18 protein-coding genes are annotated in these 14,376 nt (G+C 69.5%); 8 read left to right on the plus strand and 10 right to left on the minus strand.

The window, feature by feature from the left end; genetic code table 11:
• The first annotated feature begins 2 nt into the window (after positions 1–2).
• Positions 3–593, plus strand: coding sequence for a phosphotransferase (locus ACQ4LY_RS17470; protein WP_431073580.1), 591 nt, complete (start codon positions 3–5; stop codon positions 591–593).
• Here the strand turns inward: ACQ4LY_RS17470 and ACQ4LY_RS17475 are convergent.
• Genes ACQ4LY_RS17475 through ACQ4LY_RS17495 form a run of 5 tightly spaced genes read right to left on the minus strand, consistent with a single transcriptional unit; the run spans position 541 to position 3,846 of the window.
• A complete protein-coding gene (locus tag ACQ4LY_RS17475) occupies positions 541–954 on the minus strand; it encodes a VOC family protein (RefSeq protein ID WP_431073582.1) in 414 nt (137 codons plus the stop codon). The two genes, ACQ4LY_RS17470 and ACQ4LY_RS17475, sit on opposite strands and share 53 nt — an antisense overlap.
• Complete coding sequence (locus ACQ4LY_RS17480; RefSeq protein ID WP_431073584.1) at positions 951–1,688, minus strand: metallophosphoesterase family protein; 738 nt, start codon at positions 1,686–1,688, stop codon at positions 951–953. Before ACQ4LY_RS17480 ends, ACQ4LY_RS17475 begins: the two co-directional genes overlap by 4 nt.
• A 12-nt stretch (positions 1,689–1,700) precedes the next feature.
• A complete protein-coding gene (locus ACQ4LY_RS17485) occupies positions 1,701–2,351 on the minus strand; it encodes an alpha/beta hydrolase family protein (RefSeq protein ID WP_431073586.1) in 651 nt (216 codons plus the stop codon).
• Positions 2,351–3,094: a DUF4870 domain-containing protein gene (locus ACQ4LY_RS17490; protein ID WP_431073588.1), complete on the minus strand. Its 744-nt coding sequence runs from the start codon at positions 3,092–3,094 to the stop codon at positions 2,351–2,353. The genes ACQ4LY_RS17485 and ACQ4LY_RS17490 overlap by 1 nt, the downstream gene beginning before the upstream one ends.
• Entirely contained in the window at positions 3,094–3,846 is a 753-nt protein-coding gene (locus ACQ4LY_RS17495) for a general stress protein (RefSeq protein WP_431073591.1), read from the minus strand. Before ACQ4LY_RS17495 ends, ACQ4LY_RS17490 begins: the two co-directional genes overlap by 1 nt.
• A 112-nt stretch (positions 3,847–3,958) precedes the next feature.
• Between ACQ4LY_RS17495 and ACQ4LY_RS17500 the strand changes: the two genes are divergently transcribed.
• The 4 genes from ACQ4LY_RS17500 to ACQ4LY_RS17515 are packed head-to-tail and all read left to right on the plus strand — an operon-like array spanning position 3,959 to position 7,361.
• Positions 3,959–5,224, plus strand: a complete 1,266-nt coding sequence (locus ACQ4LY_RS17500; RefSeq protein ID WP_120493235.1) for a magnesium transporter MgtE N-terminal domain-containing protein — start codon at positions 3,959–3,961, stop codon at positions 5,222–5,224.
• Entirely contained in the window at positions 5,224–5,763 is a 540-nt protein-coding gene (locus ACQ4LY_RS17505; protein WP_431073593.1) for a DUF1003 domain-containing protein, read from the plus strand. Before ACQ4LY_RS17500 ends, ACQ4LY_RS17505 begins: the two co-directional genes overlap by 1 nt.
• Entirely contained in the window at positions 5,760–6,878 is a 1,119-nt protein-coding gene (locus ACQ4LY_RS17510) for an Mrp/NBP35 family ATP-binding protein (RefSeq protein ID WP_431073595.1), read from the plus strand. The genes ACQ4LY_RS17505 and ACQ4LY_RS17510 overlap by 4 nt, the downstream gene beginning before the upstream one ends.
• Positions 6,879–6,887: 9 nt before the next feature.
• A complete protein-coding gene (locus ACQ4LY_RS17515; RefSeq protein ID WP_431073597.1) occupies positions 6,888–7,361 on the plus strand; it encodes a YcxB family protein in 474 nt (157 codons plus the stop codon).
• 38 nt (positions 7,362–7,399) lie between these two features.
• On the opposite strand, the gene ACQ4LY_RS17520 is transcribed toward ACQ4LY_RS17515, so the two are convergent.
• Complete coding sequence (locus ACQ4LY_RS17520) at positions 7,400–7,786, minus strand: twin-arginine translocase TatA/TatE family subunit (protein WP_056308620.1); 387 nt, start codon at positions 7,784–7,786, stop codon at positions 7,400–7,402.
• 89 nt (positions 7,787–7,875) lie between these two features.
• On the opposite strand from ACQ4LY_RS17520, the gene ACQ4LY_RS17525 reads away from it, so the two are divergent.
• Positions 7,876–8,511, plus strand: a complete 636-nt coding sequence (locus ACQ4LY_RS17525) for an O-methyltransferase (RefSeq protein ID WP_431073600.1) — start codon at positions 7,876–7,878, stop codon at positions 8,509–8,511.
• 88 nt (positions 8,512–8,599) lie between these two features.
• On the opposite strand, the gene ACQ4LY_RS17530 is transcribed toward ACQ4LY_RS17525, so the two are convergent.
• The 3 genes from ACQ4LY_RS17530 to dapE form a co-directional block, all read right to left on the minus strand.
• Positions 8,600–8,773 carry a DUF3117 domain-containing protein gene (locus ACQ4LY_RS17530; protein ID WP_017203323.1) on the minus strand — a complete coding sequence of 58 codons (174 nt, stop codon included), beginning with the start codon at positions 8,771–8,773 and terminating at the stop codon, positions 8,600–8,602.
• Between the two features lie 96 nt (positions 8,774–8,869).
• On the minus strand, positions 8,870–10,087 hold the full coding sequence (locus tag ACQ4LY_RS17535; RefSeq protein ID WP_431073602.1) for a hypothetical protein: 1,218 nt from the start codon (positions 10,085–10,087) through the stop codon (positions 8,870–8,872).
• Positions 10,069–11,142: a succinyl-diaminopimelate desuccinylase gene (gene dapE / locus ACQ4LY_RS17540; protein WP_431073604.1), complete on the minus strand. Its 1,074-nt coding sequence runs from the start codon at positions 11,140–11,142 to the stop codon at positions 10,069–10,071. Before dapE ends, ACQ4LY_RS17535 begins: the two co-directional genes overlap by 19 nt.
• A gap of 65 nt (positions 11,143–11,207) precedes the next feature.
• Here dapE and dapD point away from each other — a divergent pair, with 65 nt between their 5' ends.
• Both dapD and ACQ4LY_RS17550 read left to right on the plus strand, forming a co-directional pair.
• Complete coding sequence (gene dapD / locus ACQ4LY_RS17545) at positions 11,208–12,161, plus strand: 2,3,4,5-tetrahydropyridine-2,6-dicarboxylate N-succinyltransferase (RefSeq protein ID WP_431073606.1); 954 nt, start codon at positions 11,208–11,210, stop codon at positions 12,159–12,161.
• A 225-nt stretch (positions 12,162–12,386) separates the two neighbouring features.
• The gene (locus tag ACQ4LY_RS17550) at positions 12,387–13,793 is read left to right on the plus strand and encodes a DEAD/DEAH box helicase (RefSeq protein ID WP_431073608.1); all 1,407 of its coding nucleotides are present in this window, start codon (positions 12,387–12,389) and stop codon (positions 13,791–13,793) included.
• A 105-nt stretch (positions 13,794–13,898) separates the two neighbouring features.
• Here ACQ4LY_RS17550 and ACQ4LY_RS17555 read toward each other — a convergent pair whose 3' ends face one another.
• On the minus strand, positions 13,899–14,369 hold the full coding sequence (locus ACQ4LY_RS17555; RefSeq protein WP_431073610.1) for an SRPBCC family protein: 471 nt from the start codon (positions 14,367–14,369) through the stop codon (positions 13,899–13,901).
• Positions 14,370–14,376 lie beyond the last annotated feature (7 nt).

Here is a 14,376-nt window from a genome sequence, read left to right on the forward strand (position 1 = left end):
GGATGCATGAGGGCGAGCTCGCGCTCACCGATGAGACCGCCGGGCGTCTGATCGCCCGGCGGTTTCCCGAGTTCGGCCTGATGCCGCTGCGGCGCGTCCCCACAGCGGGGACGGTGAACACGATCTTCCGCATCGGCGACGAGCTCGCGGTGCGATTCCCGCTCACCGGGGAGTCCGAGGCCGCGCTGATCGCCGAGGCCGACGCGATGTCGGAGTTCGCTGTGGTGTGCCCGGTGGCGGCGCCCCGACCTGTCGGCATCGGCACGGCATCCCCGGACTACCCGTCGGCGTGGTCGGCGCAGACCTGGGTGCCGGGAGAGACTGCGCGCCACGATCACCACGCGACATCCGATTCGCCGGCGTTCGACGTCGCCGCGCTGATCGCCGCTCTCCGGGCGACGGATGTGCGAGTGGATGCGGGGTGCGGCGTGGGCGCTGCAGCAGGCTATCGGGCTCGGCTGATACTACGAGGCCTCCAACCCCGGCATGAGCGACCTCGGGCTGTCGACCATGCGACGGCTGCTCGACGACACCGAGCTCTCATCCCTCGGGTGACGCCTCGGCGTGTGGCTCCGCGACGATCTCGACCTTGAACCCCTGCACGTTCTCCACCCACCCTGCGTAGTGGTCCGGTCCGCCGGCGTGCGGATACCTCTCCTGGTACAGCGGCTGCCACCCGTGCGCCTCCGCGTCCGCCAGCACGGCATCGACCTCCTCGCGGGTCCCGCCCCAGAAGGCCAGGTGGTTCACGCCCGCGCGACGCCGGTCATGTGCGGCGGACGACAGGTTCGGTGAAGTCGTGAGCGTCACATAGGCGCTCCCGGAATCCCACGTGCGGCCGTCCGACCATTCACCCGTGAGCTCGAGGCCCAATCGCGCGAGCAGCCATCCCCAGCTGCTCACGGCCTCGTCGATGTCGGGCACCCAGATCTCGACGTGATGCAGCCCCTTCATGACTGCCGCCCCCGGTACACGGCGGTGCGGAGCTCGACCGTCCAGACATCGGCGGTGGGCATGTCGAGCGACTCGGCCACCGCGATCTCGGCCTCGACGTCGTACGGCACCCGCACGAACTGCACGCCGAACGGATCGTCGGACGACGCGCCGCCTTCGAGGATCACGTACGACGGAACCGGGGTGTCGAGCGGGTTTCCGACGCTGCCGACGTTGAACAGAGTGCGTCCGTCGTTCGACTCGATGTAGGCGTCGTGGATGTCGGCATAGCCCACCACGTCCGGCAGCGGGCCGTCGCCTGTCATCTCGGTCGCCTCGAACATCGCGGAGAACTGCTCGGCTGTGTGGTGGAAGTGCACCCTGACGTGCGGGCTCTGCGCCGAGGCGTGGAACAGTCGGATCCGACGACCGCTGAGCACGAGATCGGCACTCAGCGGAAGCGCCGCGAGCCATTCCCTGCTCGAGGGCGACAGCTCGTCGCGCCACCAGAGCATCTCGGGCGGTCCGTCGTCGGGGATCGTGGGGAGGAAGTCGTCCCAGTTGCCACGGACGTTGAGCTCGCACACGGCCCGGCAGCGCTGCACCGCATCCTCTCCTCGCGGGCCCTTGCCCGCTGTGTCGCCGAGGTTGACGATGCGGGTGATCCCGCGACGCCCGATGTCGGCGAGCACCGCCTCGAGAGCGGTCAGGTTGCCGTGCACATCGGAGATCAGGGCGATTCGTTCGAGGCTCACCCTGCCATGCTGTCAGGGCCGGGCGAACTCCGCGACGAAAGGTGCGAGCGACGCGCCGATGTCGGATGCCGGGCGCTTGCGCCCCTTCACCTCGAAGGTGTGGCCGCCGCCCTCGATCCAGACGACCCGCGCGTCCTGGCAGGTGGCGACGACGTCGTGGAACTCCGTCAGCGGCTGGATGAACGGATCGTTCGTGCCCTCGATGAAGAGCTGAGGAACGACGATCTGCGGCAGATGCTCCGCGCGCGGCTTCTCGGGCTTGCCCGGGGCGTGCAGGGGATAGCCCAGATAGGCGAGGCCGTCGACGGAGAGCCCCGCGGACACCGCCATGGAGGCCATACGCCCGCCGTAGGACTTGCCGGTGGCCCAGATCGTCGCGGTCGGATCCTGCTCACGGGCGAAGGCCACGACCGCGTTCCACGTCGCGATCGCATGCGCCGCCGGCCCCGGCATCCTGCGGCCCTGCTCGACGTACGGGAAGTTGAACCGCAACGTCGAGAACCCGAGCGCCTCGAGCGCGTCGGCGAAGCCTGTGAGGAAGGGGTGGTCCTTGCCCGTGCCCGCGCCGTGCGCGATGACGACGGTCGCACCGTTGGTCCCCGGCGCCCAGTCCGCCGAGACCGTCGCCGCCCCTGCGGGCAGCTCGACGGAGATCTCGGTCATCAGCCGCGGAGGTAAGGGATCGCGAACGGCACCCGCATGACTTTGCCACCCGCTGCACGGACCATGCCGACGATCACGAGCACGAGGTGCAGCACCGAGAGCGCGAAGTAGATCGTGATCGGGATGCCGATCGGGTAGAAGCCCGACGGAGAGTCGGCCGTCAACGAGAACAGCAGAACGAAATGCGAGACCAGGAGGATCGTGGAGACGAGCAGGTAGGTCAGGCCCCAGTTCAGAGCCGTGCGCGCATTCTCTCGCGCCACTCCCCCGAAGCGACGGGAGGCTCCGCCACTGACCGCCATCGCGATCCCGGAGGCGAGGCCGCCCAGGAACGGGAAGGGGATGAGGATCAGGAGGCCCAGCGCCCACGGCAGCAGGCCACGGGGCGGGACAGCGGCAGGATAGGCGCCGACCGGGTAGCCCCCGGCGGGATAGCCGGGAGCGGGGTGACCGGACTGCTGCGGCGGGTATCCGTATCCCGGCGCCTGCGGGGCGTATCCGGGCGCCTGCGGCGGTGTGTATCCCGGCGCCTGCGGGGCGTATCCCGGCGCCTGCGGCGGGGCGTCGCCGTAGACCGGCGTCTGGGGCGGAACAGGAGGCAGTGGGCTCGCTGTCGGCGGAGCAGGCGGAACCGGCGGAGCAGGCGGAGCAGGCGGAACGGACTCGTACGGCGACGGTGCCGGCGACTGCTCAGGTGCCGCGCGATCGGTGGGAGTGCGAGTCTCGCGGTTCATGTCCGACATCAGGCGGGCTCCGCCGACTTCGGCGGGATGCCGGCCGCGCCGGATTCCGGTTCCTCGGCGGGCGGTGTGGCCGGGTCGGCGGGACGCGGCGGGATCGCGGGTTCAGTCGGCGGGGTCTGGCCGCCGCCGAGGGGCGGTGTCGGCTCCGAGCCCGGGACCTGATCGGGGCCGGGAGACGGCTCGACGGGGGTGGCGGGAGGGGTCGGCGCCGTGTGTCCGCCGGGTGTGATGCGCTCACCGTACCGCGGCGGCTCATCCAGGTTCACCGGCGCCCGGACAGGAGTGGGCTTCGCCGCCCCCAGCGCCAGACGCGCCTTCGCCAGCGAGGCAGCCTGCACCCTGACCTCGTAGTGGTCGGCGGCGAACTGCGTCACGCTCGCGAAGTCGCGACGCCGGCGCACGATGGCGTAGGTGACGAGGCTCAGCAGCATGCCGAGCGCGACGCCGATGAAGACGAAGCCGACGAAGAGCTGGATCGGCACCTCGGGATTGCCGATCACGAGGATCGCCGAGAGGAAGAGTCCGATGAGCACGCCGTTGACGGCTCCGGATCGGGCGGCGGCGGCATACCCGAGGCGACCGGTGATGCGCTCGACCGTCCGGACGCTCTGTCCGATGATCGCGATGTCGCGGGCAGGCACGTCTTCGGCGATCAGTTTCGACACCGTCTTCTGCGCGCCTTCGTAATCGCGGGTGGAAGCGACGATCTCGCCTTCATCGCGGCTGTCAGCTGGACGGTTCAGCATGCTCATCCCGCCATTGTTCCATGCTCGCCGGTGACCGGGCCGAGAGCGCGTCGCGCCGAGACACCGGCGCAGCGCTCCCGGCAGTACCCGCACAGGCCCCGCGCACTACGCTGGATGAGTGAGCACACAACGGGTATTCGCCGCGCGCCTGGCAGGTTGCGCCGTCTTCGACCCCGTGGGCGACCGGCTCGGCAAAGTCCGTGATGTCGTCATCGTGTATCGAAGTACGGCGGCCCCGCGCGTCATCGGCCTCGTGGTCGAGATCCCCGGGCGCCGACACGTCTTCCTCTCGATCGGACGGGTCACGTCGATCCGCGCAGGCCAGGTCATCAGCACCGGGCTCATCAACGTGCGACGGTTCTCGCCGCGTGCCGGCGAGGTGCGCGTCCTGGCAGAGCTGCTCGGTAGGCGGGTGAGCCTGGTCGACGGCAGCGGCACCGCCGTGATCGAAGACGTGGCCATCGAACCCAACCGCCTCGGCGAGTGGGCCGTCAGCCAGCTCTTCCTCCGCCGGCCGAAGACCAGCGCGTCGCCGTTCGCCAAGGGCCCGACCACGTTCGCCGCGTGGAGCGAGGTCGCGGAGCAGCACTCGCCCGGCGAGTCGCAGTCCGCCGAGCAGCTCGTGGCGTCCTATTCCGAGCTGCACGCCGCCGACCTGGCGAACACCCTGCTCGACCTGCCTCAGCAGCGCATGATCGAGGTCGCCGAAGAGCTGTCCGACGACCGCCTCGCCGACGCCCTCGAGGAGATGCCCGAAGACGAGCAGGTGCACATCCTCGATCGTCTCGGCGACGAGCGCGCCGCCGACATCCTCGACCAGATGGAGCCCGACGATGCGGCCGACCTCCTCGCTCAGCTTCCGCCCAACAGACTCGAGCAGCTTCTCGAGCTGATGGAGCCGGAGGAGGCCGAGGACGTCAGGATGCTGCTCCGCTACGGCCCCGACACGGCTGGTGGGTTGATGACGCCCGAGCCGATCATCCTCTCCGCCGATGCCACGGTGGCCGAGGCTCTCGCCCTGATCCGTCGGCACGAGCTGCATCCGGCCCTCGCCGCGGCGGTCTTCGTGACCCTGCCGCCTTTCGAGACGCCGACGGGCCGGCTTCTCGGCATGGTGCACTTCCAGCGGATGCTGCGCTACCCGCCCCATGAGCGACTCGGCGCCATCATGGACGACAGCCTCGAACCGGTGCACGTCACGGCGTCCGCCGCCGAGGTCGCCAGGATGCTGGCGAGCTACGACCTGGTCTCACTTCCGGTGATCGACACCGCGCACCGCCTGGTCGGCGCGATCAGCATCGACGACGTCCTCGACTACCTGCTCCCCGACGACTGGCGCACACACGACAGCGACGAGCCGACGGTCCCGAAGGAGGTGCGCTGATGGCCCGCTCCCGCTCGCCCCAGCTCGACGCGCCTCTGGGCCGTGGCACATCACGCCAGCGGTCGACATCGCGCGACCGCTTCGGGCGCTTCACCGAATGGGTCGCGCGCGCCATGGGCACCCCCGCGTTCCTGCTGATCCTCACCCTGTTCTGCGTGCTCTGGATCTGCTGGAACACGTTGCTGCCCGATCACCTGCGCTTCGATGACGCGGCGCTCGGATTCACGGCCCTCACCCTGATGCTCTCGCTGCAGGCGTCCTACGCCGCTCCCCTGATCCTGCTTGCGCAGAACCGCCAGGACGACCGCGACCGCGTGCAGATCGAGCAGGATCGTCAGCGCGCCGAGCGCAACCTCGCCGACACCGAGTACCTCGCACGCGAGATCGTCGCCCTGCGCATGTCGCTCGAAGAACGCAACAATCAGGTCGTGACCCGCGATGTCCTCCGCCAGGAGCTCAAAGCCCTGCTGGCCGAGCTCGGCGAGAACGACGAGCCGACGTCCACCGAGCGACGGTCCGGCGGGCGATCCGCATCATGAGTTCCGCCGAGTCCGTCCGCGCGGCGGTCGCAGCCGTCAGCGACCCTGAGCTCCGGAGGCCGATCGGCGACCTCGACATGGTGAGGGATATCTCGGTCGACGGCGGTCGCGCGCACGTCTCCATCGTGCTCACGATCGTCGGATGTCCCGCAGCGGCACGCATCGAGTCCGACGTGCGCGCCGCCGCGGCATCCGTGCCCGGTGTCACCGAGGTCGACGTCGAGGTCGGCGTGATGACGCCGACGGAGCGCAAGGCGCTCACCGAGAAGCTCCGCGACGGACGCCCTGCTCGTCAGATGCCGTTCGGCCCGGATTCGCTCACGCGCGTGATCCTCGTCTCCAGCGGCAAGGGCGGAGTGGGAAAGTCCACTGTGACCGCGAACCTCGCGGCCGCCCTCGCCGATCAGGGACTGGCCGTCGGCCTCGTCGATGCGGATGTGCACGGGTTCTCGATCCCGGGCCTGCTCGGCATCCCGGCCGGGACTCAGCCGACCCGCATCGACGACCTCATGCTTCCGCCCGTGGCGCACGGAGTGAAGACCATCTCGATCGGCATGTTCCTCCGCGACGGCGAGGCCGTCGTCGCATGGCGCGGACCGATGCTGCACCGAACGGTGCAGCAGTTCCTGACGGATGTCTTCTTCGGCGACCTCGACATCCTGCTGATCGACATGCCCCCGGGCACCGGCGACATCGCGATCTCGATCGGCCAGCTGCTTCCGCACGCCGAGGTCCTGGTCGTCACGACGCCGCAGGCCGCCGCGTCCGATGTGGCGATCCGCAGCGGTCTCGTCGCCCGCCAGACCGGTCAGCGGGTCATCGGCGTCGTCGAGAACATGGGCGCCTTCACCCTCCCGGACGGCACGGTGATCGACCTGTTCGGCGCAGGCGGAGGTGCGGCCGTCGCCGAGGCCCTTTCGGAGACGGATCCCGTTCCACTCCTCGCCTCTATCCCGCTCAGCCCCGCCCTGCGCACGGGAGGAGACATCGGCGTCCCGATCGTCCTCAGCGACAGCACGGATGCCGCTGCGACGGCGATCCGCGACCTCGCCCGCACCCTCGCAGGCCAGGGACGCGGACTCGCGGGCCGCTCACTCCCGATGACCCTCGGATAGGAGCGGCAGATGGCACTCATCGTCGACGAGCGGCTGCTTCGAGGGATGGCCCGCGACGCAGCGGTCTACGCTCTCACCCGTCCTGCGGCGATCGTCATGTGGATCGCCCTCGCCGCGGCGCTCGCGCTGAGCATCCTGAACCTGAGCGCTGCCGGAGGGAGCGCCGGGCTCTCGGGGCTGCTTCCCGTCGCGAGCATCGCCCTGATGGTCTACGCCGTCGTGATGACGATCGTCGGAGCTCGACGCGCTGTGCGGGCCGCCACTCCACCGGGCACCGTGGTCTGGGTGAGGCTCGGCGACAGCGCTCTGCACATCGGCTCAGGCAGCCGCTCATCCGACATCGAGTACCGCACCTTCCAGAGCGTGCGCGCAGGCACGGATGCCGTGCTCCTCAAGCTGCGCGGTGCGTCGGCGATCACCGCGATCCCGCGAGCGCTGCTGAGTGACGCCGACATCGCGCAGCTGCGCGCGCGGATCGGCTGAACGCGACTCGCAGGTCAGGGCCGGGTTCAGGGGCCGATTCAGGTGGATTCCGGGTCGTACGGCGGAGGACTCGAGTGTGAGAACTCCGGTCGCACCCGGGGCGTGTGCACGGGCTTCACCGCGGGCTCCGCGACGACGGTCTCCGCGCGAGCCTGCCCCGGTGCGGGGTCGTCCTCGAAGAGTGCATCCCGGATGATCCGCCGTGGGTCGTACTGCCGGGGGTCGAGCTTGCGCCAGTCGACGTCGTCGATCTCGGGGCCCATCTCGTCACGGACGCGCGATTTGGTGTCCCGCAGGAACTCGCCGGCACGCCGAGCGAGCTTGGCGACGCTCTCGGCGTAGCGCGGCAGCCGCTCCGGTCCGATGAGCAGCACAGCGATCAGACCGATAAGCAGCAGCTTTTCGAAGGTGATCCCGAACTGCATCTGTCCAGGCTACCGCCGCGCCTGCCCGTGCGCCGCGCACCGAGCGCATACCCTGGGAGAACACACATCTCAGTCGGGAGAATCAGGCAATGAGCGAGAACGATGCGAACGCACGTTTCATCCGCGAATCCATCGTGGAGCCGTCGCCGATCGCCCGCGCCCGCGCGCACGCCGTCGAGCTCGGCGCGTCGCCGATCAGCGCGGCCGTCGGCTCGCAGATCTCCGTGCTGGCCGCCGCGACAGGCGCTCGATCGATCGTCGAGATCGGCACCGGGGCCGGGGTCTCAGGGCTCTGGCTGCTGCGCGGTGCACCGCAGGCCGTTCTGACCTCGATCGACAACGAGCCGGAGCATCTGGCCGCCGCTCGTCAGGCGTTCGCGGATGCGCGCATCCCGGCGACGAAGGCGCGATTCATCACCGGACGCGCTGCCGACGTGCTGCCGCGCATGAACGAGGCGTCGTACGACATCGTGCTCGTCGACGCAGACCCAGAGAACGTCATCGACTACGTCGAGCACGGGCTGCGGCTCGTGCGCACCGGCGGTATGGTCCTGGTCCCCCGCGTTCTCGGTGGAGGCCGCGTCGCCGACCCCGTGCAGCGAGACGAGGTCACCTCGGCCTATCGCTCGCTCATCCAGGAGACGCAGGAGTCATCCGCGGTGCTCGCCACGGTGTCCACGACCGGCGAGGGCCTGCTGCAGGTGATCAGCGTCGGAGACTCCTGAGCGATCAGACCATCACGACGGAAAGAGGGCGACGGATCATCGATCCGTCGCCCTCTTCGTGAATCCGCGTGCGCGAATTCGAGTTCGATCAGGCGGGTGCCACGACGGCTGCCAGCACGTCGTGAAGTTCCTTCGCCTCTGCGTCGTTCACGGAGACGACCAGACGGCCGCCTCCTTCGAGCGGGACGCGCACGATGATGAGTCGCCCTTCTTTCACGGCCTCCATGGGTCCGTCTCCGGTCCTCGGCTTCATCGCTGCCATCGTGGGCTCCTTTTCCTCCGGTGGTATGCGACCAGTTTATCGGGTGTTACCCGAACCTGGATGTCCCCTATGAAGAAATGCATCAAGCCTTAACATTCACGGCACCTGCCAGAAGGTGTTCCCGAGGGCGTAGACGTGATAGATCCAGAGCCACTGGCCCCCTAGACAGGCGGCCAGAACGCCCACTCGCCAGCGGCGCGATCGCGGCACGGCGAGCGCTCCCCAGGCAGGGCTCAGCGGAAGCAGCAGCCGGAAGGTGCTGGACTGCGGGAAGAAGACCGCGAGCAGGTAGAGCAGGTAGCTCGCGCTCCACAGACGCAGATCCGGACCGAGTGCGCGCACCTGCGGCAGGTAGATCAGTGCGGCGCCGGCCGCCACCACCAGGAGCGCGAGCACCACCGGCCCCCACGATGTCGGAAGCCCCCACTGACCGAACCAGAACTGGGACGCCTGGATCCATCCCTCGAAGGGGATGAATCCCTCCACCCCGCCGACGAGCCAGTTCCGGCGCCAGGAGAGCTCGGTCGCGAGGTAGGCCCCTGGATCTCCGGTGACGAAGCCGGCGATCAGCTGCCACGAGAAGCCGGCGAACGTCGCCAGAGCGCCGAGGGCGACGATGTGCACGACCTCTCGGGTCGCAAGCGGGTCCTCGCGCCGGTGCCACCAGCGCAGGATGCCGTGCAGACCCAGGTAGAGCGCGAAGGCGAGGATGCCCGGACGCGTGAAAGCCATGATCGGGATCAGCAGGTACAGCCACGTGTACTGACGACGCACCGTGGCGTCGAGTGCGAGGAAGAGCAAGAGGAGGAAGAGGGTCTCCGCGTAGCCGACCTGGAACATCGCGGCGATCGGCCCCGACGCGAAGAACACGACCGACCACATCGCGGCCTGCTGCCCGATGCGGTCGCGCAGCAGGCGGTGCAGTGCGACGCACGCGAAGTACCCGGCGACGAAGGACAGCAGGAAGGCGCCCATCCCCCATGACCCGAACAGGAAGCCGATGCCCTTGGCCGCGAACGCGAAGACGGGCATGAATGCCCAGGCGTTCTCGGCGACGTCGCCGGACTGGGTGAGCGGCAGGTCGGACGGATATCCTTCTTCCGCCACGAGCCAGTACCACTGCGCGTCCCAGGCGACGACGAAGTCGGCGAGGCCGGGATCCGCGCCGAATCGAGACACAGAGGTCGACAGCAGCGCCGCCGTGATCATCAGCGCGGTGGTCACCGCACGAGCGACCAGGTATACGAGCGCGATCCGCAGCAGGAGCGGAGCACTCGCCCAGCGACGGGTGGCGGTCAGCGCGAGCTGAGCCACGTGCGCAGTCCTCGCTCGACCGCGTCGATCTGCGCGAGGGGCACCCGCTCCTCGTCGTGGTGCGCGAGGTGGGGGTCGCCGGGGCCGTAGTTGACGGCGGGGATGCCGAGGGCCGAGAAGCGCGCCACGTCGGTCCAGCCGTACTTCGGGCGGGGTTCGGCGCCGACGGCGGTGACGAACTCCTGCGCGATGGGGGCGTCGAGCCCCGGGCGGGCGCCTTCTGCGGCATCTGTGATCTCGACGTCGAAACCGGCGAGCAGGTTGCGGATATGAGCCTCGGCGTCGGCGGCGGACTTGCTCGGCGCGAACCGGTAGTTGACCTCGACCTCGCAGGCGTCGGGGATGACATTGCCCGCGACTCCCCCGGCGATGCGCACTGCGCTCATGCTCTCGCGGTAGAGCAGCCCGTCTACCGGGATCTCCCTGGCGCGGTACTCGGCGAGACGAGCGAGGATCGGGGCCGCGCGATGGATCGCGTTCTCGCCGATCCAGGCGCGCGCCGCGTGGGCGCGGACCCCTGTGGTGCGCACGATCGCGCGCATCGTGCCGTTGCAGCCGCCCTCGACCTCGCCGTTCGACGGCTCGCCGAGGATCGCGAAGTCGGCCTGGAAGAGATCGGGGCGCACCGCGGCGAGAAGCGCCAGGCCGTTCTTCGACGCCTCGACCTCCTCGTTGTCGTACCACATCCAGGTGACGTCGACCGAGGGCTCGGTGAGCTCGGCGGCGAGCTTGAGCTGCACGGCGGTGCCGCTCTTCATGTCGACGGTTCCGCGGCCCCAGAGGTAGGCGACGCCGTCGATCTCGATGTCCTTCGTCGGCACGTTGTCGTTGATCGGCACCGTGTCGATGTGACCGGCGATCGCGACCCGCTGCTCGCGCCCGAGATGCGTACGGGCGACGATCGTGTTGCCGTGGCGGATCACCTCGAGGTGATCGAAGGCCGAGATCGCCTCCTCGATGGCATCCGCGAGGGTCTTCTCGTCACCCGAGACACTCGAGATGTCACAGATCGCGCGGGTCAGGTCGACGGAGGACGCTGTCAGATCGAGCACCATGACCCCAGCCTACTTACCCCGACATCTGTGCGATCGCGCATATCCCGTCGCGATAGCGTTGAGTCATGACTGAGGCGCGCACCGTGTGGGGTACTGGACTTTCGACGATCTCCGGCAACGGCACCGTTCTCGATGCCTGGTTCCCCGAGGTGCGCACCGACACCCCGTCGGCCGCGGACGCCGCGGCCGCGCTCGTCACCCTCGAGGCCCTGGCCGGCCCCGACGAGCGTCGCAACGTCACGGTGGAGACCGTCCAGCTGCAGATCGACCTGGATGCCCCACCGGCATCGACCGTCGACGCCTACCTGCGCCTGCACGCGCTGTCGCACCTGGCTGTGCGTCCGAACCAGCTCAACCTCGACGGCATCTTCGCCCATCTGCCGAACGTGGCGTGGACGAACGCCGGCCCCGTGCACCCCGATGACGCGGCCCGGCTCCGTCCGCTGCTGCAGCGCGCCGGCATCCAGGTGCAGGGCCTCGACAAGTTCCCGCGGCTCAGCGACTACGTGCAGCCCGCCGGCGTCCGGATCGCCGACGCCTCGCGCGTCCGGCTCGGCGCTCACCTCTCCCCCGGCACCACGGTCATGCACGAGGGCTTCGTGAACTTCAACGCCGGCACGCTCGGAGCATCGATGGTCGAGGGCCGCATCTCGCAGGGCGTCGTCGTGGGCGACGGCAGTGACATCGGCGGCGGGTCATCGATCATGGGCACCCTGTCCGGGGGCGGCGCACACCGTGTGTCGATCGGTTCCCGCACACTGCTCGGGGCGAACGCCGGCATCGGCATCTCGCTCGGCGACGATTGCGTGGTGGAGGCCGGTCTCTACGTCACGGCGGGCACCAAGGTCGTCCTCGTCGACGGCCCCACCACGCCCGACGGCGGCAAGAAGACCGTCAAGGCGGCTGAGCTCTCGGGCCAGGACGGCCTGCTGTTCCGTCGCAACTCGCTCAGCGGAGCGGTCGAGGCCGTCAGACGTGCCGGCGTCGGAGTGACCCTCAACGACGCGCTGCACGCCTGACACCGACTCGCTGGGCGGGCGACGTCCCAGGTTTCTGCATCTGACGCGTGATAGTGTCGAGGCGACGCTCCTCGCGATGCGAGACGTCTGCGTCGTCGACACGCTCCCGCGCCACTTGCCTGGTTCTGGCCATTTCGAACGGCGAAACGATGCGCGATCCCGCGCCGTCGCCCACCTTCCCGCACCCGGCCCGATGGTTCGTGCGTGCATTCTCGGAGATACTTCATGACTTCCTTCCTCGATCTCGGCGTGCCCGCCGACCTCGCCGCCGTCCTCGCGAAGGACGGCAAGACCGAGGCGTTCGCGATTCAGCGCGACACGCTTCCCGACTCTCTCGCGGGCCGCGACCTCCTCGGCCGCGGCCGCACCGGCAGCGGCAAGACGATCGCATTCGCGCTTCCCCTCGTCTCGCGTCTTGCGGCCTCTTCGCGCAAGAGCCGTCCGAACCACCCGCGCGGTCTGGTGCTCGCACCGACCCGTGAGCTCGCCACCCAGATCGCCGCGACCATCGCTCCCCTCGCCGAGGCCAAGGGCCTGCGCGTCACCACCGTCTTCGGCGGCGTGAGCCAGCGCCCGCAGGAGCAGGCCATGCGCAACGGCGTCGACATCGTCGTCGCATGCCCCGGCCGCCTGGAAGACCTCATGAAGCAGCGGGTCGTGCAGCTCGACGCCGTCGAGGTCACCGTGCTCGACGAGGCCGACCACATGGCTGACCTCGGCTTCCTGCCCGGCGTCACCCGCATCCTCACCGCCACCCCCGCCGGTGGCCAGCGCCTGCTGTTCAGCGCGACGCTCGACCGCGGCATCGACACCCTCGCGCGTCGCTTCCTCTCGAACGCCGTGAGCCACGAGGTCGACGAAGAGAGCGTTCCGGTCGGCGAGATGACGCACCGCGTGCTCGTGGTCGACTCGCCCGACAACAAGACCACGCTCGTGCGCGACCTCGCCTCCGGCACCGGCCGCCGCATCCTCTTCACCCGCACCAAGCACCAGGCGAAGAAGCTCGCGAAGCAGCTCACCGCCGCCGGCATCCCGGCCGTCGACCTGCACGGCAACCTCTCGCAGAACGCGCGTGAGCGCAACCTCGGCGCGTTCTCGTCCGACCCCGAAGACGGCGGAGTGCGCGTTCTCGTCGCGACCGACGTCGCCGCCCGTGGCGTGCACGTCGACAACGTCGACCTGGTCGTCCACGTCGACCCGCCCATGGAGCACAAGGCGTACCTGCACCGCTCCGGTCGCACCGCTCGTGCGGGCGCCGCCGGAACGGTCGTCACGGTCGTGCTGCCCGAACAGCGTCGCGATGTGAAGGACCTCCTCCGCAAGGCGGCCATCACGGCCGCCCTCGAACCGCTCACGTCGAACGCCGTCACCGAGCTCGTGCCCGAGCGTGCGCCGCACGTGCGCCCGGCTCCTGTGCAGCCGCAGCAGCAGCAGCGTCAGTCGTCGAAGCAGCGTCCGGCAGGGGGCGAGCGGAACTCCGCAGCCAACCCGCCGTCGCGTCGCAGCCGTCGCCCCCGCTCCGGTGGTCAGGGCGGACAGGGACAAGGTGCTCAGGCAGGGTCCCGTCAGGGTGGCGGCCAGTCCCGCTCCGGCGGCCAGGGCGGCCGTGGTCGCGGCTCGCAGGGCCGCTGACCCTCAGACATGACAAGGCGGGTGCGCCGATGCTCAGGCATCGGGGCACCCGCCTTTTCGTAACCCTGTTCCCGAGGCCGGGACAAGGCGTGATCTCGTCTCTCGTCAGCGACGAACGGCGTCCAGCACCTGCGGGTCGGAGCATCCGCGGGCGAAGCCGGCGATGCGTCGTCGGATCTCGAACCCGAGAACCCGCACGCCGATCCACTCCGCGATCGGAGCAATCCACGCCGGCCGGCACGAGAAGTTGTACTTCCACACGGCGAGCGTGCCCTCGGGAACCTCGATGAACCGCCAGCCGCCGCCGAGCTTGGTGAAGAACCACGGCCCGGTCTCCATGACCATGCCGACGTTGCGCGGCGGGGCGTAGGACACGTAGCGGCTCACCATCGAGAAGCCCAAGCGCTGGCGCGTGTAGGTGCGCACATCCTTGGCCGCGACGACCGCACCATCGAGGAAGTGCTGCTCGCTGATGAACGGATCCCAGCGCCTGCGCGCGGCTCCGGTCGTCTGCGAGACTGCGAAGGCCGTCGCCGGATCGACCGGAACGACGGCCTCAGCGGTGACGACGGGCATAGCGCGT

It is taken from the genome of Microbacterium phyllosphaerae (assembly GCF_050628115.1).
GTDB classification, from domain to species: Bacteria; Actinomycetota; Actinomycetes; order Actinomycetales; family Microbacteriaceae; genus Microbacterium; species Microbacterium phyllosphaerae_A.